This window comes from Sulfitobacter albidus, from assembly GCF_018200035.1.
Taxonomy (GTDB): Bacteria; Pseudomonadota; Alphaproteobacteria; order Rhodobacterales; family Rhodobacteraceae; genus Sulfitobacter; species Sulfitobacter albidus.
In genome coordinates this window covers 388,058-405,830 of record NZ_CP073581.1, presented here as the reverse complement: position 1 = coordinate 405,830, position 17,773 = coordinate 388,058, and the positions used below count along the sequence as shown (strand labels likewise).

The following is a 17,773-nucleotide window of genomic DNA, read 5'->3' as shown; positions in this document are numbered from 1 at the left end:
GGCATCCGCGCCCCGCAGAGGGCGCTTTGTAAACTGGGGAGATACCTGATGAACTTCACCAAACTGCTGGCAAGTGCTGCGCTTGTCGCCGGTATGGCCACGGCGGCCTTTGCCGATGGCCACGAGAAAACCAAGGTCGGTTTTGTCTACGTCGGCCCGATCGGCGACGGCGGCTGGACCTACGAGCACGACAAGGGCCGTCTGGCCGTCGAGGAAGAATTCGGCGACGCGGTCGAGACCGTCTATGTCGAAAGCGTGGCCGAAGGCCCCGACAGCGAGCGGGTGATGACGCAGATGGCGCTGGATGGGGCCGATCTGATCTTTACCACGTCGTTCGGCTACATGGATCCCACGATCAACGTGGCCGCCAAATTCCCCGATGTGAAATTCGAACACGCAACCGGCTACAAGCGCGCCGACAACGTGTCGACCTACTCCGCCCGCTTCTACGAAGGCCGTGCGATTCAGGGCCATATCGCGGGCAAGATGACGAAGTCGAACATCATCGGCTACATCGCCTCCTACCCGATCCCCGAAGTCATTCGCGGCATCAATTCCGCTTATATCCACGCGGCCAAGGTGAACCCCGATGTCGAGTTCAAGATCATCTGGGCCTACACCTGGTTCGACCCCGCCAAGGAAGCGGATGCGGCCAAGGCGCTGATCGAACAGGGCGCGGATGTGGTGCTGCAACACACCGATTCCACGGCCCCACAGGCGGCCGCGCAGGAAGCGGGCAATGTGGTGACCTTTGGTCAGGCCTCCGACATGGGGCAATACGCGCCCTTCCCGCGCGTCTCGTCAATCATTGACGACTGGGCGCCCTACTACATCGCGCGCACCAAGGCCGTGATGGACGGCACATGGGAATCGACCGACACATGGGACGGCATCGGCGCCGGCATGGTCGGCATCGGTGAAATCTCTGACGCCGTGCCTGCGGACGTGAAAGCCGAAGCGCTCGCGCTCAAGGAACAGCTGGCATCGGGCGAATACCACGCCTTTACCGGCCCGCTGAACAAGCAGGACGGCAGCGTCTTTCTTGCCGAGGGTGAGACGGCGGATGACGGCACGCTTGCGGGCATGAATTTCTACGTCGAAGGCATCGACGCCGAAATCCCGCAATAAGCCGATCCGCTAAGCACGAAACAGGGGCTCCGCCACGGCGGGGCCCTTTTTTGTTTCCGGTACTGGCGGCGCGGGGCAATCACGTTAAGGTTGTGACATCCACAACAGGAGCCGCCCCATGGACAGTCTCGCCCCCGATCTGCGTCAGATGATCCGCACCCCGCTGCACGACGCCCACGTCGAAGAGCTGCACCGCATCGGCGAAATCGTCAGCTACGCCAAGGGCGATATGATTGCCGAAGTGGGCGATCCGATGGACAGGTTCCTGTATCTGCTGGAGGGCGAGATCGAGCTGGTCGATCCCTACACCCGCAACGCCTATAGGCCCGACCGCCTCGGCCCCACGCAATTCGTGGGCGAGATCGCGTTTCTTGGCGGCGGCAGCTATACCCTGCCGATGCGCGCCTATGCCGATTGCCGGGTGATCGCCGTGCCGCGTCCCGCGATGCTGGCAGCGATGGCGCGCATCCCCGAGATGTCGGATATCGTCATCACCGTCTTTGCCGCGCGCAGGCGGCGGCAGATCGAGGATAACGATACCTCGCTCAAGCTCATCGGCGTCGACGTGGACCGCAACATCCGCCGCATTGCAGAGTTCGCCAGCCGCAACCGCATTCCGTTCCAGACGATGGAGGCAGGATCGCCCAATGCCAGCGCGGCGGGCGCGGCCTGCGATCTGTCGGGGCACGAACCGGCGGTGATCTTTGGCAAGGACACGGTGATCGAGGATCCGACGCCCGCGCGCGTCGCGGCCCTGCTGGGCCTCGCGCAGGAGGTCGAGGACGGTACGGTCGTCGATGTGGTGATCGTCGGCGGCGGGCCAGCGGGCGTGGCGGCGGGCGTCTATGCCGGCGCCGAGGGGCTGAGCGCCGTGCTGGTCGAGGATATCGCCGTGGGCGGACAGGCCGGCACGTCGAGCCGGATCGAGAATTACATGGGCTTTCCCACCGGGATCTCGGGCGCCGATCTGGTCTGGCGCGGCGAAGTGCAGGCGATGAAATTCGGCACGCGCTTCGTGCGCCCGCGCCGCGCCACGGCCTTGGAGCGGCGCGAGGACGGCATTTTTTGCGTCACGCTCGATACCGATCAGCAGCTGTGCGCGCGGGGCCTGGTGGTGGCCACGGGCGTGCAGTACCGGCGCCTGCCGCTAGACCGGCTGGAGGATTTCGAGGGGCAAGGCATCTACTATGCCGCGACCGAGATGGAGGCACGCTATTGCAAGAACGCGGAGGTGGTGATCGTGGGCGGTGGGAACTCTGCGGGACAAGCGGCGATGTATCTGTCGCGCACCGCCCGCCACGTGCATCTTCTGGTGCGCGGTGACAGCCTTGCCGCGTCGATGTCGGACTACCTGTCCTCGCGGCTGGAGGCGGATCCGCGCATCACCATCCACTACCGCACCCAGATCAGCGAACTCAAAGGCGACGAGGCGATGACGCAGGTGCGCATGGACCGCGACGGCGAGGATTGGCTGCTCGACTGCCCCGCCGCATTCATCATGGTGGGGGCGGCGCCAAATACCGGTTGGCTGTCGGAATTATGTGCGCTGGATGACAAGGGATTTGTCAAAACCGGTGCAGCGGCAGGCGGCGACAGCCAATTCGCCACCTCCTGCCCCGGTGTCTTTGCCGTGGGCGACGTGCGCGCGACTTCGGTCAAGCGCGTGGCCTCCGCCGTGGGCGAAGGGTCGGTTGTCATCTCACAGGTGTGGGAGCATGTGAACGCCTAGCCAAGCCGTCCGTAAAACGTCATGCGCGCGCTTTCAGACAGCGCAATGCCGGGCGCGTTGTTATACGCCAGCACGGCCAGCATCCGCGTCCGGTCGCTTTCATTCGGCGACACCCGGTGGATCGAGTTACGCCCGCGAAACAGCACCAGCGTGCCGGGATCCATCTCCAGCTGCTGCGGCGTGGTCCGCCCATCCAGCAGATCAGCCACACCGTCCGTATTCATATCCCCCGCATCCGCATCGCGCAGGTTTTTCACGTATTCAAACCGCGCGCCCGCGTCCGGCTTCTGAATGAGCAGCGTGATCGCGAAGGAGGAGTTGTCGAAATGCCAACCCAGCTCCTGCCCACGCTCGGCGTAGTGGATATTGATCGACGAGAGCGGATCGGCGTAGCTGTGCAGCTCGGCCTCGCCGGTCACGGCTTTGACAAAGCTTCGGAAGTCATCGCTCTCGTAGAGCGCGCGCAGCGGGCTGTCGGGTGCGACGTCATCGTCGCAGATGCAGCCCTTGGACGAGGTGACCTGCCGGTTGAACGGATGATCCTCGGGCAGCGCTTCGTCGCGCGGGGCAAGGTAGACGGAGTGTTGCTGAGCACAGAAATAGGCCCCCGCCCGTCCCGCCGCCGCCTCGGCTTGCATGGCGGCGAGGGCCGCATCGGTAATGAACCCTTCGAGCACCAGCGCGCCGTCAGCCTCAAGCGTGGCGGCCGCGCGAGCGGCGTAACCGGGATCGGTGATCGGGTGCTGTTCAAGGTTAACGATCTGATCGAGTGTCATGGCGGGCTCCTGTGTGAGGTCAGATTGCGCGTAATCGGGCCGCGATCAAGCCCTCAATCGCGCGGCGCGGGATAGCTGCCGTCGGGGCCGTGCACCTCGTCGCCCTCAAGCGCCGGTGAGAAGACGCAGATAAGGAGCAGCGGATCGCCGCCCTCGGGCACGCGTACCTCATGGGCGTCGTGCGCGTTGGGCGCATAGAGCACGCCCGCGCGGATTTCGTGCACGGCGCCTGTCGCGGTCTCGACCACCTGCCCCGCGCCCGCGATGCAATAGCACGCCTCGACGTGGTGCTTGTACTCAAGGCGAAGCGTCGCCCCCGGCAGCACGCGGGTTTCGGTCATCGAAAACCCCATGCCGTCGGAGCGCACGAGCAGGCGCAGGCTCTCCCATCCCGGGCCGTTTGCGTCCCGGGCAGTGCCCTGAAGGGCGGTCTTGTCAGCGATGATCATGCGGCTCTCCCCTTGCGTCACGCACAGCGTGCCCCGCTAGGCAGGCGGGTGCAATCGGCGTAGGCTTGTGCGATGATTACAGTGCATCACCTGAACCGGTCCCGCTCGCTCCGCATCCTGTGGCTTCTCGAAGAGATCGGGGAGCCTTACGATATCGTCCTGCACGAACGCGACGCGCAGACGAACCTTGCGCCCCCCGTGCTGAAGGCGCTGCATCCGCTGGGCAAATCCCCCGTCGTGGATCTGGACGGGCGCATCATCATGGAAAGTGCGGCAATTGCCGAGGTGCTATGCGCGCGCTACGCGCCCCATCTGGTGCCGCAGGCGGGCAGTGACGATCACATCGCCTATCTCGAATGGATGCATTTCGCCGAAGGCTCTGCCATGACACCAATCCTGCTGAACCTCTACGTCGGGCGTCTGGGCGAGGCCGGTGCGCCGCTGCATCCGCGCATCAACGACGAGCTCGACAATCATTTCGGCTATATGGAGGCGTGCCTGCGTCCGTCGGGCTATTTCGTAGGCGATGCGCTGACGGCGGCGGATATCCTGCTGAGCTTTCCTGCGCAGATAGCCATGCGCCTGCGCACGGCCGGAGACTATCCCAAGATTGCGGAATTCGTCTCCCGGATCGAGGGGCGCGCGGCGTTTCAGAGGGCGGTCCAAAAGGGAGGTATTTAGGAAAGGGTGCAGGGGCAAAGGGTGCGATCCGGCATTGCCAGTCGTGCCCGCATTTGGCAGCAATGCGGGATGAAACAGCTAACCAGCATTGACGGCACACCCGTCAGCCGCCTCACCTTTGGCACGATGCAATTCGGCGGCGCGGCGGATGCAAGCGCCTCAGCCGCGATGTTCGAGGCCTGCGTGGACGCAGGCATCACACATTTCGATACAGCCCACGTTTATACGGGCGGGGCATCGGAGAAAATTCTGGGGGCGTTGGTCGCGCCCCATCGCGACGGGCTCTTTGTCGCGACGAAGGCCGCGTATGAGGGAGGCGCCACACGGGCGAATATCCTCAGCTCGGTCGAGACATCGCGCACACGGCTGGGGATCGACACGATCGATGCGCTTTACATGCACCGCTTTGACGATGGGACGCCATTGGCGGAGACGTTCGAGACGCTGGCGCAACTGCGCGAACGGGGGGTGATCCGGCACGTCGGGATTTCGAACTACGCCGCCTGGCAGGCGGTGAAAGCCGCCGGGGTGGCGGCGCAGTTCGATCTGAGCATCGATCTGATCCAGCCGATGTACAACCTCGTCAAGCGGCAGGCGGAGGTGGAGATCTTGCCGATGGCGGCGGATATGGGGATGCTGTGTGCCCCCTATTCGCCGCTGGGCGGCGGGCTGCTGACAGGGAAATACGCCGCCGGGGAGACCGGGCGGCTGACCGACGACGACCGCTATGCCGCGCGGTATGATTTTGCCTTCATGCGCGAGGCGGCGGCGGGGCTGTCGCAGATCGCGCGCGAGATGGGCGTGCACCCGGCAACGCTCGCCGTGGCCTGGGCCGCGCGGCACCCGACGCGGCCCGTTCCGATCATCTCGGCACGCTCGGCCGCGCAGCTGGCGCCCTCGCTGGCCGCGTTGGATTTCGAGATGGCGGATGCGCTTTATGCGCGGCTGTCGGCGCTGTCACCGACACCGCCACCGGCTACCGACCGGGCGGAGGAAGCATGAGCGACATCATCGTCATAGGGGGCGGGATCGCGGGGATTTCCGCAGCGGCGCGGCTGTCGACAGATGCGCGGGTGACGCTGTTCGAGATGGAGGACGCGCTGGGCTATCATGCCTCGGGGCGCTCCGCCGCGCTGTTCGAGCAGAATTATGGACAGCCCAGCACCGTCGCGCTCAACCGCGCCTCTGCCGAGTATCACCGCACGGCCCAAGGCGGCTATCTGAGCGCGCGCGGGCTGATGATCGTGGCGACAGACGCGGAGCGTGACGCGTTCGCGCGCGATGTGGCAACGATGGGGCTGGAGGAGATTTCGATGACTGAGGCGCGCGGCCACGTTCCGATCCTCGCGCCCGAGGTTCGTCTGGCGGCCTATCACGAGGCCGCCTACGACATCGATACCGACCGGCTGATCCAGGATTTCTCCCGCACGCTGCGCGGCAACGGCGGGCAGGTCATCACCAAGGCCGCCGTCACGCAGATCCGGCAGGACGCGCAGGGCTGGACCGTGACCGCGAACGGTGAGGAGTACCGCGCGCAGGATATCGTCAACGCTTCGGGCGCCTGGGCGGATCTGGTTGCCGGCATTGCGGGAGTGACGCCGCTGGGGATCGTGCCACACCGACGCTCGATGGCGCGGCTGGCGGCTCCCGGTGGGCATGACGTGAGCGGCTGGCCGATGATCTTTGGCGTGGGCGAGGCGTGGTATGCCAAGCCCGACGCGGGCGCGCTGCTGGTCTCGCCCGCCGAAGAGGATGCGACGCACCCCCACGACGCCTACCCGGACGACATGACGCTGGCCGAGGGCCTCGCGCGCTATCAGGAGATGGTGAGCGAAGAGGTCACCCGCCCCATCGCCACATGGGCGGGCCTGCGCAGTTTTGCGCCAGATCGCAATCTGGTGCTGGGCCGCGATCCGGAGGTGCCGTCGTTCATCTGGTGCGCGGGTCAGGGTGGGTACGGGTTCCAGACAGCGCCCGCAGCCTCGCAACTGCTCGCTGATCTGGTGAACGGGCGGGACACGGGGTTTGACGCCACAACGCAGGCGGCCCTGACGCCCGACCGGCTGCGGCTGTGAGCCTGCCACCCAGTGCGAGCGTCGCCTTTGGCGCGCAGGGGGCAAAGCTGGTGGCGCCTGCGGCTACGCGCAACGTGCAAGTCATCGTAGATCTGATGCAGCAGATCACGCCCCCGCGCGGGGCCGCGCTGGAAATCGCGTCGGGCACCGGGCAGCATATCGTTGCCCTCGCGCAGGCACTGCCGGAGATCGATTGGCAGCCCAGCGAGGTGGACGCGGATCGGCTCGCCAGTATCGCCGCCTACGCAGACGAAGCCGGACTGCCCAATCTGCGCGCGCCCGTGAGGCTGGACGCGACCCGGCCCGGATGGGCGCGCGAACGGGAGCCGTTCGATATGATCCACCTCGTCAATTTGTTGCATCTGATCTCCGATGAGGCGGCAGGCGTGCTGATCAGCGAGGCGGCAGAGGCGCTGCGCCCCGGCGGCACGTTGATGCTCTACGGGCCTTTCAAACGTGACGGCGTTCTGACGTCGCAGGGGGATGCGCGGTTTGACGCGCAATTGCGCGGCGCGGACCCTTCCATTGGCTACAAGGACGATGCGTGGCTGAAAGAACGGCTGACAGCGGCCGACCTGTCGCTTACGCTTGTGCAGGATATGCCCGCAAACAACCTTGCCTTCGTCGCCCGGAAAGGATCCGAATGACCCTGCGCCACTCCCTCGCTGTAATCGCCCTCACGCTGCTGACCGCCTGTGGTGGTGGCGACAGCGGACCAGTGGCCCCCGTCGGCGCCCCCGTCGCGCCGAATTTCCGCGACGCCGATCCGGTGGATTTCGGGCGCCAGAACCCCGGACGCTATCCGGTGCACGGGATCGACGCCGCACGTTTCCAGACCAGCATCGACTGGCAACGCGCGCGCGCCAATGGTGTGAATTTCGCCTTTATCAAAGCGACCGAGGGCGGCGATCTGCTGGATCCCGCGTTCAAGGATCACTGGCGCGGGGCGGGCCGCGCGGGCGTGGCGCGCGGGCCTATCATTTCTACTATTTCTGCACGGCACCCGAAGTGCAGGCGCAGTGGTTCATCGAAAACGTGCCGCGCACCTCGGGCGCCCTGCCCCCGGTGCTTGACATGGAATGGAACCCGTTTTCGCCCACCTGCGCGCATCGCCGGCCCGAAGCCTCCGTTGTGCAGGACGAGATGCGGCGCTGGCTGCGGATCATCACAGCGCATTACGGGCAACGCCCGATCATCTACACCACGCCGCGCTTTTACCGCGAAAACAACCTCGACCGGTTCACGGGCTATGAGTTCTGGCTGCGTACGACCGCAAAATCCCCGCGCGAAGCCTATCCGGGGCAAAGCTGGCGGTTCTGGCAGTATTCCGCGACGGGGCTGATCGACGGGATCGCGGGCGAGGTCGACCTGAACGCCTTTTCCGGCAGCCGGGCGGAGTGGCAAAGCTGGCTCGCCTCCCGTCAGGCGAACTAGATCCGGCCCAGCCCCATCGGCAGGATCCAGACCGCCCGGCGGGCGACCTGCGGCGCACAGGGCGCATCGGCGCGCAGGCGGCTCAGCTCCTGCCGGGCGCGGGCGGCGATGCAGGCCATGTCGCCCCCAAAGCTGGGCAGATGAAACACGACGGTCTTTTGCGTGGCGCCGAAACGCATGCGGGTCAGTGTGATATGACCCGCGACGCGGTTGTGACAGGCATCCCAGCACGTCTCGGCGATGTCGGGCAGATGACGCAGGTTATCCCAGCGGGCGATGGTGACGATGGTTACGGTCGGATCCCCCTGCGGAAGATCGCCCAGCGCAGCGCGCAGGGCATCCGCGCGATCCCCGATCACCGCCACCCCCGGATCGCGCGGCGGTGACAGCGCGACACCCGCCGCGAATACCCCCACCAGCGCAAGCGCGGCGAGGGCCAACCGGCGCTTAGCCGTCCACCCGGATGCGGGCGTTTTTGGGGTCATACGGGCTGTCCTCGACAATCTGCGCGTCGTAGAGACGGTCGAACATCTTGACCTTCAGCATGGTCCCGACCTCCGCCACCTCGGGAGAGACATAGCCCATTCCGATGGATTTCCCGAATGCGACAGAATAGCCGCCCGAGGTCAGGCGCCCTACGCGGGTCTCCCCGTGATAGAGCACCTCGCGCCCCCAGGGATCCGCATCCTCGGGCCCATCGATCAGCACGGTGACGCATTTCGCGTTGATACCGTGATCGGCCATCGCCTGCTTGCCGTGAAACTCCTTGTTCAGATCGACAAAGCGCGGCAGATCGGCCTCCAGCGGGGTGGCATCGCGGCCCAGCTCATTGCCGAACGCGCGGTAGGATTTTTCCTGCCGCAGCCAGTTCTGCGCACGCGCACCCACCAGCTTCATGCCGTGCGGCTCGCCTGCCTTCTCCAGTTGGTCGAACAGATAGTTCTGCATCTCAATGGGGTGGTGCAGCTCCCATCCAAGCTCCCCAGTATAGGCGACGCGGATCGCGCGCACCGGGCACATGCCCAGCTCGATGTCGCGTTTTGTGAGCCACGGAAAGCGTTTGTTGCTCAACACAGTCTCGGGATCGGCGTCCTTGACCAGTGCCTTGAGCACATCGCGGGATTTGGGCCCGGCGATGGCAAAGACACCCCATTGGGTCGTGACATCGTGACACTCGATATAGCCAAGCTCGGGCATCTTGTCCTCGATGGCCTTGCGCAGGAAATCACTGTCGTAGGCCGTCCAGGCGCCCGCGCTCACCAGATAATACTCATGCTCGGCCAGTCGCACGATGGTGTATTCCGTGCGCGTGGTGCCCGCGCCGGTCAGCGCATAGGTCAGATTGATGCGGCCCACGCTGGGCAGCTTGTTGCAGGTGAACCAATCGAGGAAAGCCGTCGCCCCCGGCCCGCGCACCAGATGTTTGGTAAAGGCCGTCGCGTCGATCAGCCCCACGCCTTCGCGAATGGCCTTGGCCTCCTCGACGGCGTATTGCCACCAGCCGCCCCGGCGGAAAGAGCGTGCATCGTGGTCGCTGAACCCCTCGGGCGCAAAATAGTTGGGACGCTCCCACCCGTTCACCCAGCCGAACTGCGCGCCGCGCGCGGCCTGACGGTCGTAGGCGGGCGAGGTGCGCAGGGGCCGGCAGGCGGGGCGCTCCTCATCCGGGTGGTGCAGGATATAGACGTGCTCATACGCCTCTTCGTTCTTGCGGGCGGCAAATTCGGTCGTCATCCAGTCGCCGTAGCGTTTCGGATCAAGCGAGGCCATGTCGATCTCTGCCTCGCCGTTCACCATCATCTGCGCGAGGTAGTAGCCGGTGCCGCCGGCGGCTGTGATGCCGAAGGAGAACCCCTCGGCCAGCCACATGTTACGCAACCCCGGCGCGGGGCCGACGAGCGGATTGCCGTCGGGAGTGTAGCAGATGGGCCCGTTGAAATCATCCTTCAGGCCGCAATTCTCGGCCGAGGGGATGCGGTGGTTCATCGCCATGTATTGATCCTCTATCCGGTCGAGATCGAGCTGGAACAGATCCGCGCGGAAACTGTCGGGCACGCCGTATTCGAACCGGGCGGGCGCATTCGGCTCGTAGACGCCCAAGATCCAGCCGCCACGCTCCTCACGCACGTAAGATTGCGCGTCGGCGTCGCGGATCACGGGATGCTCGACGTTGCCTTCGCCCTTGCGGTAGGCGACCAGCTCGGGATCCTGATCCATCACGATGAACTGATGCTCCACGGGGATCGCGGGCATCTTGATCCCCAGCATCCTGGCCGTGCGCTGCGCGTGGTTGCCGGAGGCTGTCACGACATGCTCGGCGGTGATGACGATCTGCTCGTCGGACGGCACAAGGTTGCCGCCCCGCTCGATCATCTTGGTGCAGGTGACTTCCCACGCCTCGCCGGTCCAGTGGAACGCGTCCGCCTGCCACTTGCGCTCAATGGCGACACCGCGCTGGCGCGCGCCCTTGGCCATCGCCATCGTCACGTCCGCCGGATTAATGTAGCCGTCCGTCTGGTGATAGAGCGCGCCCTTGAGGTCTTCGGTCCGGATCAGCGGCCATTTCGCCTTGATCTCATCGGGGGTCATCCACTGGTAGGGCACGCCGCATGTCTCGGCGGTGGAGGCATAGAGCATGTATTCGTCCATGCGTTCGTCGGTCTGCGCCATGCGCAGGTTGCCCACCACGGCAAAGCCCGCGTTCAGCCCGGTTTCTTCCTCAAGCGTCTTATAGAATTTGATGGAATAGTCGTGGATGTGGGTCGTCGCATAGCTCATATTGAAATAGGGCAGCAGCCCCGCCGCGTGCCAGGTGGAGCCCGACGTCAACTCGTCCCGCTCCAGCAGCATCACGTCGTCCCAGCCGGCAGCCGCCAGATGATAGGCAATCGAGGTGCCCACGGCGCCCCCGCCAACAACCAATGCTTTGACTTGCGTTTTCATGCCCGCGACTCCCTCTCGTGTCAGGGGTGTTTTAGACGATCGTATCCGGCAGCGGCGCCAAACCGCGACTGTGCAGGGCGAAAAACGACCTCGCCGTGGCGCGAGCAACCGCTTGCACCTGTCCGGTTTTCGGGGGAGTGTCGGAAAAGATTAACAAATTGTTAACGCCTGGGCGCCAGCGTGCCCAAAGCCCGGACTGGAGCCAGCGGTGACAGAATTATTCAGCGCCCGCCGGTGGATGTGGAAAGCGCTCTGGCTTGCATCGATCCTTGCGATCCTGCTTGTGCTTGCGGGCAGTATTGCCATTGAGGGAGAGGACAATGCCGCCGCCGCCGCGCTGCGGCGCGCGACCGGAGAGGGCTGGTTCGGCACCGTTCTGCTGTCGATCGGACAGCTGGCACAGAATGACGGCATCTTTGGGATCGTCGTCGGCGGGTTGTTCTCGATCGCCTCGATTGCGGCGATCTATATCTTCAAGATTCCCAACATCCGAAACACCTCCGTTCAGGCGCTCGCCTGGGGGTATTACGAGAATTACCTCAGCGGGGTCGTGCAGAAAATAGCCGCCGACAACCCCAATTTCCGGATCGTGATCGTGCTGCCGAGCTATGAGCTCGTCGAACGCCCGACCATCTACTGGGCGCGGCTCAAGGTGGTCATCAACCGCATGGGATTTTCCCTTGAGAACGTGCGCACGGATGAGGTTTTTGGCAAGGATGTGTTCACCATCCAGAAAAAGGATGATCCCGCCTTGCCGCTTTACGTAGACCTGCCCAGCACGATGAAAGTGATCAGAAGGATCCTGGAGCTTGAGGCGCATATGCCCGCAGGGCGGGTGGCGCGACAAAAATGGTGGCGTGGGCGGTTCAAGGAGCTGCGCGGCGAGTTCAAAGCCTCGCTCGTGGATTTTTTCGGCGACGAAAAATGGGGGAACCTGGTCTTCATCGACGGGGACAATACCGAGCAGTTCGCCAAGGACCTGCAAGCGACCATCACCGCCCTCGAAGACGATATCGCCCGTACGCAAAGAGCCCTTGATGATACTCCAGACCGATGAATACGCCATCAAGGCGACGCTGCCGGGCGATCCGATCTTCTTTTTCCGGCGCCTGCGCGATCCGTCCTGCCGATTCACGGATCTGATGCCCGGAGCACTCAGCGATGCGCAAATGCCAAAGGCGATTCATCATTTCATGGTCTTGTCGGGGGGCTGGCCGCTCGACTATCTGGAATATCACAGTCTCGGCGACGCCACCGTGTCCGAGGCGCAGAAATCCGCTCGAGAGGCCCGCATCAGCGGCTGGATCGGCCGCGCGCTGCCTCTGGGATCGGTTACCCGGACCGAACGGGTTGCCCACCGTCACGTGACGCTTTTACGGATGCATTTCGGCCCTTGACCCTCACGCGGCGACCGAGCGCAAAGCCCGGGATTAACGGTTTGTTAACGAAAAGAAGGGACCTTGGGGAAAAGGAGGCCGCCGTGATCAAAGCCCTGTCAGACTATCTGTCCCGCATGTTTTCCGGATCAACCGACAGCTCCCTTGCGGAATGGGAAGCGACCTACGCCGAAGATCTTGCCTATCTGAACGCGCTCTCCCGGCGCGAGACCGACGCAGACAAACCAGACGCAGCCTGACCAATCAGCTCGGAAGGATCTTGCCCGGATTCATGATGTCGTCTGGATCAAGCGCGCGTTTGATCGCTCCCATGACGTCGACCGCACCGCCGAGTTCTTTGCGCAGATAAGGCCGTTTGCCTTGCCCTATCCCGTGCTCGCCCGTGCAGGTGCCGCCCAACTCGATCGCCATATCATTGAGCCAGCTGACGAATTCCGCCGCGCGCGCAACCTCTGCCGCGTCGCCCATGTCAATCAATAGCGACGCGTGGAAATTCCCATCGCCCGCGTGCCCGACAATGGGCGCAATCAGGTCCAGCTCGGTGGCCTTGTCGTTGGAGCGTGTCACCGCCTCCGCCAGGCGCGAGATCGGCACGCAAACATCCGTCGCCACCGCCTTGCAACCGGGGCGCAGCGCCAGCATCGCCCAATAGGCATCGTGGCGCGCCTGCCACAGCTTGCTGCGCTCCTCGGTCGAGGTCGTCGCGGCGTAGCCTGTTCCGTCAAACTCACCCGCAATTTCGCCAAAGGTTTCCGCCTGCTCGACCACCCCCGCCTCCGAGCCGTGGAATTCCAGCAGCAGCAGGGGCGTCTCGCTCAGCGTGAGCTTCGAGTAATTGTTGACCGCCTTCACGACCAGCGCATCCAGCAGCTCGATCCGCGCGACGGGAAGCCCGTATTGGATCACTGCCATGACCGTTTCGCAGGCTGCCTCCATCGTCGGGAACGAGCAACTTGCCGCAGAAATCGCTTCAGGAATGCCCTGCAGGCGCAGGGTGATTTCCGTAATCAGCCCCAGCGTCCCTTCGGAGCCGACCATCAGCCGTGTCAGATCATAGCCCGCCGATGTCTTGCGCGCCCGCGACGCGGTGCGGATAATCTCCCCATTGGCCATCACGGCCTCGACGCTCAGCACATTGTCCTTCATCGTGCCGTAGCGCACCGCGTTGGTGCCCGACGCCCGCGTGGCGGCCATGCCGCCGATGCTGGCATTTGCACCCGGATCAATGGGAAAGAACAGCCCCTGATCGCGCAGATGTTCGTTGAGCGCCATGCGCGTGACCCCCGGTTGCACCCGGCAATCCAGATCGCCCGCATTGACCTCCAGCACCTTGTCCATCTGGCTGACGTCCACACTGATGCCGCCTGCGGGCGCGTTGACATGCCCCTCCAGCGAAGTGCCGGTGCCAAAAGGGATGACCGGCACACGGTGCGCGGCGCAGACCTTGACGATGTCCGACACCTCCTGCGTGGAATGGGCAAACACGACCGCATCGGGCGGCTGATTGTCGATCCACGTGGTCGTGTGGCCGTGTTGCTCACGGATCGAGGCCCCGGTCTGAAACCGCTCCCCGAACTGCTGTTTGAGGATACCGAGGGCCGCGTTGATGCCCACCTCGTTGCGCGGAAGGGCCGATCCGTCTGCCATGCTCAGTCCCCCAATGCGATGCCTTCGCGGCGCGGATCTGCACCGCCCCGCAGACCGTCCCCGATGGCGATGATGTGCAGACCCGACGTCAGCGCACGGGCATTCACCTCGAACCCCGCCGCCGTCAGCCCTTCGGTCAGCGCCTCGGCATCGGTGCCCTCCTCGACATCATAGGTGCCGAAACGGTTGACCGCGTGCGGAATCGCCGCTGCTTCCTGCGGACTCATGCCCCAGTCGATCATGCCGATGATCGCCTGCGTGGTATAGCCGATGATGCGGCTGCCGCCGGGCGAGCCGACGGCGATCACGGGTTTGTCGTCCTTCATCACGATTGTCGGCGACATGGAGGATCGCGGACGTTTGCCCGGCTCCACACGATTGGCAATCGGCACGCCATCGCTGTGCGCGCGGAAGGAGAAGTCCGTCAGCTCGTTATTGAGCAAAAATCCCCCGACCATCAGACGGCTGCCAAATCCGTTTTCAATGGTCGTCGTCATTGAAGCGACATTGCCCGCCGCATCCACGATCGAGATATGCGATGTCGACGGCAGCTCGATCGCCTCATCGTCGGCCCAGTTGAGCGCATGGTCAAAAGCGGGGGTGCCCGGGGCAACCTCTTCCAACGCCGAATCGCCGTCCAGCAGCGCCCCCCGTTCGGCCAGATAGGCGGGCTCCAGCATCCCCTGCACCGGCACCGGCACGTAATCGCTGTCGGCGACGTAGCGGCCCCTGTCGGCAAAGGCGAGCCGCGAGGCATCGCCGATCAGTCGCCGCACGGTCACGTCCTGTGGCCCCGCACTCAGGTCGTACCCCTCCAGCATCCCCAATGTCTGGCCCACGGCCAGCGCCCCCGACGACGGCGGACCCATGCCGCAGACTTCATGTGCGCGGTAGCTGGCACAAACGGCGGGGCGCTCCTTCACCTGGTAGATCGCCATGTCAACTTCGGACAGAACGCCCGGATTGCCAGGCGCCGTCTGTACCGTGGCAACAATCGCGCGGGCCAGATCGCCCGCGTAGAATGCACCAACCCCCTCGGCGGCCAACGTCCCCAGCGTCTCTGCATAAGGCAGGTTGACCAACGTATCACCCGCCTGCACGGGCGTGCCACCGGGCATGAAGTATTCGGCCGTAATATCCGAACTTGCCAGCCGCTCCGCGTCACCCGCCACCAGCTGCGCCAGACGCGGGCTGACGGTGAAACCGGCCTCCGCCAGATCCATGGCGGGTTTCAGCAATGTCGGCCAATCCTTCGTGCCCCAGCGATTGTGCACCTCGGCCAGCAACGCAGGCGTGCCCGGCGTTCCAACCGAACGCCCGCCGACCACCGCATCGAAAAATCCCAACGGCTCCCCGGTCGCGTCCTGAAACAGCCGCGGCGTCGCGGCCAGCGGCGCGGTCTCGCGCCCGTCGATGGTGGTCAGCTGCCCTGTCGCCGCATCGTACCAGACCAAGAACGCCCCGCCGCCAAGGCCTGAGCTTTGCGGCTCCACCAGCCCCAACATGACCTGCACGGCGACCAGCGCGTCCGCCGCCGTACCGCCCGCAGCCAGCACATCGGCGCCGGCCTGCACAGCGTGGGGATTGGCAGCTGCAACCATCCATGTATCGGATACCACGGATGTCCCCGCCGCCTTGGCCTCCAGCGCCGCCGCGATCTCGGGCGAAAGCGCCTCGAACCCGCCGCTGCTCGCGGCCTCGGGATCCACCGCATCCGCAGCCTGCTGCGCGCCCGCGGTCCCCGCCAGCACCATCGCCACTACCGTCATCGTAAATCGTGTCATCTCGCTCTCCCTTTCGGTTCTCGCGGCGGCACCCGCTTCATTGTGCCAAAAATACGCAGATCCGCCCGTGCCAGAGGCGCCACTCCAGCGTCTACAGCATCGAGGGCACAACCTGATCCGGCGGCCGGTGCCCATCGTCGAAGGTCTTGATGTTGATGATCACCTTCTCGCCCATCTCGATCCGCCCCTCCAACGTGGCCGACCCCATATGAGGCAACAGCACCACGTTATCGAGCTCACGCAGGCGCGGATTGATTTCCACCCCGTGCTCGTAGACGTCGAGGCCCGCGCCCTTGATCTCGCCCGCGCGCAGCATGCGCGTCAGTGCATTTTCGTCGATCACCTCGCCGCGCGAAGTATTCACGATCACCGCCTCGGGCTTCATCAGCTTGAGCCTGCGCGCATTCATCAGATGAAACGTCGACGGCGTATGCGGACAATTGACCGAAATCACGTCCATGCGCGCCACCATCTGATCGAGGCTTTCCCAATAAGTCGCCTGCAGACGCTCTTCGATCTCGGGGCGCAGGCGACGGCGGTTGTGGTAATGGATCTGCATGCCAAAGGCCGCCGCACGTTCGGCCACGGCCTGCCCGATCCGGCCCATGCCCAGAATGCCCAGACGCCGCCCCGAAATCCGCCCGCCCAACAGCGCGTTGGGCGCCCAGCCGTCCCATTTGTCGTGCTGCATCTTGGCCATGCCCTCTGGCATGCGCCGGGTCACCGCAAGGATCAGACCCATCGTCATATCGGCGGTATCCTCGGTCAGCACACCGGGCGTGTTGGACACAAGGATGCCCTGTTGCCGCGCGGTGGCCACATCGATGTTGTCGACCCCCGCGCCGTAGTTGGCGATCAGCTTGAGCCGCGCGCCCGCGCGGCCCAGCAGCCCGTTGTCGATCTGGTCCGTGATCGTCGGCACCAAAACATCACAGGTCTGCACCGCTTCGCGCAACTCTTCGCGGGTCATGGGGTCGTCGGTTTCGCGCAGGCGCACGTCAAAGAGTTCCGCCAATCGGGTCTCGACGATTTCGGGCAACCGTCGCGTGACTACAACACTCAGGGGCTGTTTTGGCATTGGGGCGTTCTCCGGTCTTGTCGGCGGGCATGGGTTGCCCTCATGGTGGACGAAGTGGTGACGGGTCACAAGAACCCGCGACACACAAAGAAAAACAAAAGCAGTGCAGGCAGCACACCAATGACAGGTACAAACGCAAGCAAATGGCTTGTGAGCGTCGGACTGGCGCTTGCGATCCTCATGACATCGGGTCTCACGGCCCCCGTTGTCGCGTCCGAGACGAGCATCGGCAAGGTCACCAAACGCCCCATCCCCCGGTATGTCTCGATGAAGGCGTCCGAGGGCAACGTGCGCCGCGGCCCATCGCTGAGCCACCGCATCGACTGGGTCTTCAAGCGCCGCGACATGCCTCTGCGCATCACCGGAGAGCACGGCCACTGGCGCCGCGTCGAAGACCGCGACGGCATGGGCGGTTGGGTACACTATTCCCTTCTGTCCGGCACCCGCACCGTTCTGGTGGAAAAGGACATGTTGACCCTGCACGCCCGTCCCGACGCCCGCGCGCCGGTGAATGCAGCGCTTGAAATGGGCGTCGTCGCCCGCGTCAGTGCCTGCGAGGGCGAGTGGTGCATGCTCCGGTCAGGCGGATTCAAGGGCTGGGCGCCCAAGGCGCGGCTCTGGGGTGTAAAGCCCACGGAAGTCTTCGACTGAT

Annotated in this window: 17 protein-coding genes and 1 pseudogene; 11 read left to right on the top strand and 7 right to left on the bottom strand. The window is 64.6% G+C overall.

All coding sequences use genetic code 11. From position 1 onward, the window contains the following. Positions 1-48 precede the first annotated feature (48 nt). A complete protein-coding gene (locus KDD17_RS01870) occupies positions 49-1,128 on the top strand; it encodes a BMP family ABC transporter substrate-binding protein (protein ID WP_212705031.1) in 1,080 nt (359 codons plus the stop codon). A gap of 118 nt (positions 1,129-1,246) precedes the next feature. Beyond that, complete coding sequence (locus tag KDD17_RS01865) at positions 1,247-2,857, top strand: FAD-dependent oxidoreductase (RefSeq protein ID WP_212705030.1); 1,611 nt, start codon at positions 1,247-1,249, stop codon at positions 2,855-2,857. Here the strand turns inward: KDD17_RS01865 and KDD17_RS01860 are convergent. Together KDD17_RS01860 and KDD17_RS01855 are read right to left on the bottom strand one after the other, a co-directional pair. After that, complete coding sequence (locus KDD17_RS01860) at positions 2,854-3,633, bottom strand: HalD/BesD family halogenase (protein ID WP_212705029.1); 780 nt, start codon at positions 3,631-3,633, stop codon at positions 2,854-2,856. The genes KDD17_RS01865 and KDD17_RS01860 overlap by 4 nt on opposite strands. 53 nt (positions 3,634-3,686) lie before the next feature. Continuing rightward, complete coding sequence (locus KDD17_RS01855) at positions 3,687-4,082, bottom strand: ectoine synthase (protein WP_212705028.1); 396 nt, start codon at positions 4,080-4,082, stop codon at positions 3,687-3,689. A gap of 72 nt (positions 4,083-4,154) precedes the next feature. Between KDD17_RS01855 and KDD17_RS01850 the strand changes: the two genes are divergently transcribed. From KDD17_RS01850 to KDD17_RS19205, 5 genes and pseudogenes are all read left to right on the top strand, one after another. After that, positions 4,155-4,763, top strand: coding sequence for a glutathione S-transferase family protein (locus tag KDD17_RS01850; RefSeq protein WP_212705027.1), 609 nt, complete (start codon positions 4,155-4,157; stop codon positions 4,761-4,763). A gap of 69 nt (positions 4,764-4,832) precedes the next feature. Beyond that, on the top strand, positions 4,833-5,765 hold the full coding sequence (locus KDD17_RS01845) for an aldo/keto reductase (RefSeq protein ID WP_212705026.1): 933 nt from the start codon (positions 4,833-4,835) through the stop codon (positions 5,763-5,765). Next, positions 5,762-6,838, top strand: coding sequence for an NAD(P)/FAD-dependent oxidoreductase (locus KDD17_RS01840; protein WP_212705025.1), 1,077 nt, complete (start codon positions 5,762-5,764; stop codon positions 6,836-6,838). The genes KDD17_RS01845 and KDD17_RS01840 overlap by 4 nt, the downstream gene beginning before the upstream one ends. Continuing rightward, the gene (locus KDD17_RS01835; RefSeq protein WP_212705024.1) at positions 6,835-7,485 is read left to right on the top strand and encodes a DUF938 domain-containing protein; all 651 of its coding nucleotides are present in this window, start codon (positions 6,835-6,837) and stop codon (positions 7,483-7,485) included. The genes KDD17_RS01840 and KDD17_RS01835 overlap by 4 nt, the downstream gene beginning before the upstream one ends. Continuing rightward, positions 7,482-8,272: pseudogene (locus KDD17_RS19205) on the top strand (glycoside hydrolase family 25 protein). The gene KDD17_RS01835 and the pseudogene KDD17_RS19205 overlap by 4 nt, the downstream one beginning before the upstream one ends. Here the strand turns inward: KDD17_RS19205 and KDD17_RS01825 are convergent. Continuing rightward, positions 8,269-8,757: a hypothetical protein gene (locus tag KDD17_RS01825; protein WP_212705023.1), complete on the bottom strand. Its 489-nt coding sequence runs from the start codon at positions 8,755-8,757 to the stop codon at positions 8,269-8,271. The pseudogene KDD17_RS19205 and the gene KDD17_RS01825 overlap by 4 nt on opposite strands. Continuing rightward, positions 8,720-11,215, bottom strand: a complete 2,496-nt coding sequence (locus KDD17_RS01820) for a GcvT family protein (RefSeq protein WP_212705022.1) — start codon at positions 11,213-11,215, stop codon at positions 8,720-8,722. The genes KDD17_RS01825 and KDD17_RS01820 overlap by 38 nt, the downstream gene beginning before the upstream one ends. A 208-nt stretch (positions 11,216-11,423) precedes the next feature. Between KDD17_RS01820 and KDD17_RS01815 the strand changes: the two genes are divergently transcribed. From KDD17_RS01815 to KDD17_RS01805, 3 genes are all read left to right on the top strand, one after another. Continuing rightward, entirely contained in the window at positions 11,424-12,272 is an 849-nt protein-coding gene (locus KDD17_RS01815; RefSeq protein WP_212705021.1) for an STING domain-containing protein, read from the top strand. Beyond that, positions 12,253-12,612: a hypothetical protein gene (locus tag KDD17_RS01810; protein ID WP_212705020.1), complete on the top strand. Its 360-nt coding sequence runs from the start codon at positions 12,253-12,255 to the stop codon at positions 12,610-12,612. The genes KDD17_RS01815 and KDD17_RS01810 overlap by 20 nt, the downstream gene beginning before the upstream one ends. 83 nt (positions 12,613-12,695) lie before the next feature. Further along, complete coding sequence (locus KDD17_RS01805) at positions 12,696-12,851, top strand: hypothetical protein (protein WP_212705019.1); 156 nt, start codon at positions 12,696-12,698, stop codon at positions 12,849-12,851. 4 nt (positions 12,852-12,855) lie between these two features. Here KDD17_RS01805 and KDD17_RS01800 read toward each other — a convergent pair whose 3' ends face one another. From KDD17_RS01800 to KDD17_RS01790, 3 genes are all read right to left on the bottom strand, one after another. Then, a complete protein-coding gene (locus KDD17_RS01800) occupies positions 12,856-14,259 on the bottom strand; it encodes an FAD-binding oxidoreductase (RefSeq protein WP_212705018.1) in 1,404 nt (467 codons plus the stop codon). A gap of 2 nt (positions 14,260-14,261) precedes the next feature. Continuing rightward, positions 14,262-16,043 carry a gamma-glutamyltransferase gene (gene ggt, locus KDD17_RS01795; RefSeq protein WP_212705017.1) on the bottom strand — a complete coding sequence of 594 codons (1,782 nt, stop codon included), beginning with the start codon at positions 16,041-16,043 and terminating at the stop codon, positions 14,262-14,264. 91 nt (positions 16,044-16,134) lie between these two features. Continuing rightward, on the bottom strand, positions 16,135-17,121 hold the full coding sequence (locus KDD17_RS01790; protein ID WP_212705016.1) for a 2-hydroxyacid dehydrogenase: 987 nt from the start codon (positions 17,119-17,121) through the stop codon (positions 16,135-16,137). A 180-nt stretch (positions 17,122-17,301) separates the two neighbouring features. On the opposite strand from KDD17_RS01790, the gene KDD17_RS01785 reads away from it, so the two are divergent. Beyond that, positions 17,302-17,772, top strand: a complete 471-nt coding sequence (locus tag KDD17_RS01785; protein ID WP_254796935.1) for an SH3 domain-containing protein — start codon at positions 17,302-17,304, stop codon at positions 17,770-17,772. The last annotated feature ends 1 nt before the right edge of the window (position 17,773 follow it).

Excerpts from the sequence above, each read along its gene's own strand:
- KDD17_RS01870 (WP_212705031.1), top strand. The coding sequence starts at position 49 with ATGAACTTCACCAAACTGCTGGCAAGTGCTGCGCTTGTCGCCGGTATG.
- KDD17_RS01865 (WP_212705030.1), top strand. The coding sequence starts at position 1,247 with ATGGACAGTCTCGCCCCCGATCTGCGTCAGATGATCCGCACCCCGCTG.
- KDD17_RS01860 (WP_212705029.1), bottom strand. The coding sequence starts at position 3,633 with ATGACACTCGATCAGATCGTTAACCTTGAACAGCACCCGATCACCGAT.
- KDD17_RS01855 (WP_212705028.1), bottom strand. The coding sequence starts at position 4,082 with ATGATCATCGCTGACAAGACCGCCCTTCAGGGCACTGCCCGGGACGCA.
- KDD17_RS01850 (WP_212705027.1), top strand. The coding sequence starts at position 4,155 with ATGATTACAGTGCATCACCTGAACCGGTCCCGCTCGCTCCGCATCCTG.
- KDD17_RS01845 (WP_212705026.1), top strand. The coding sequence starts at position 4,833 with ATGAAACAGCTAACCAGCATTGACGGCACACCCGTCAGCCGCCTCACC.
- KDD17_RS01840 (WP_212705025.1), top strand. The coding sequence starts at position 5,762 with ATGAGCGACATCATCGTCATAGGGGGCGGGATCGCGGGGATTTCCGCA.
- KDD17_RS01825 (WP_212705023.1), bottom strand. The coding sequence starts at position 8,757 with ATGACCCCAAAAACGCCCGCATCCGGGTGGACGGCTAAGCGCCGGTTG.
- KDD17_RS01820 (WP_212705022.1), bottom strand. The coding sequence starts at position 11,215 with ATGAAAACGCAAGTCAAAGCATTGGTTGTTGGCGGGGGCGCCGTGGGC.
- KDD17_RS01810 (WP_212705020.1), top strand. The coding sequence starts at position 12,253 with ATGATACTCCAGACCGATGAATACGCCATCAAGGCGACGCTGCCGGGC.
- KDD17_RS01800 (WP_212705018.1), bottom strand. The coding sequence starts at position 14,259 with ATGGCAGACGGATCGGCCCTTCCGCGCAACGAGGTGGGCATCAACGCG.
- ggt (WP_212705017.1), bottom strand. The coding sequence starts at position 16,043 with ATGACACGATTTACGATGACGGTAGTGGCGATGGTGCTGGCGGGGACC.
- KDD17_RS01790 (WP_212705016.1), bottom strand. The coding sequence starts at position 17,121 with ATGCCAAAACAGCCCCTGAGTGTTGTAGTCACGCGACGGTTGCCCGAA.
- KDD17_RS01785 (WP_254796935.1), top strand. The coding sequence starts at position 17,302 with ATGACATCGGGTCTCACGGCCCCCGTTGTCGCGTCCGAGACGAGCATC.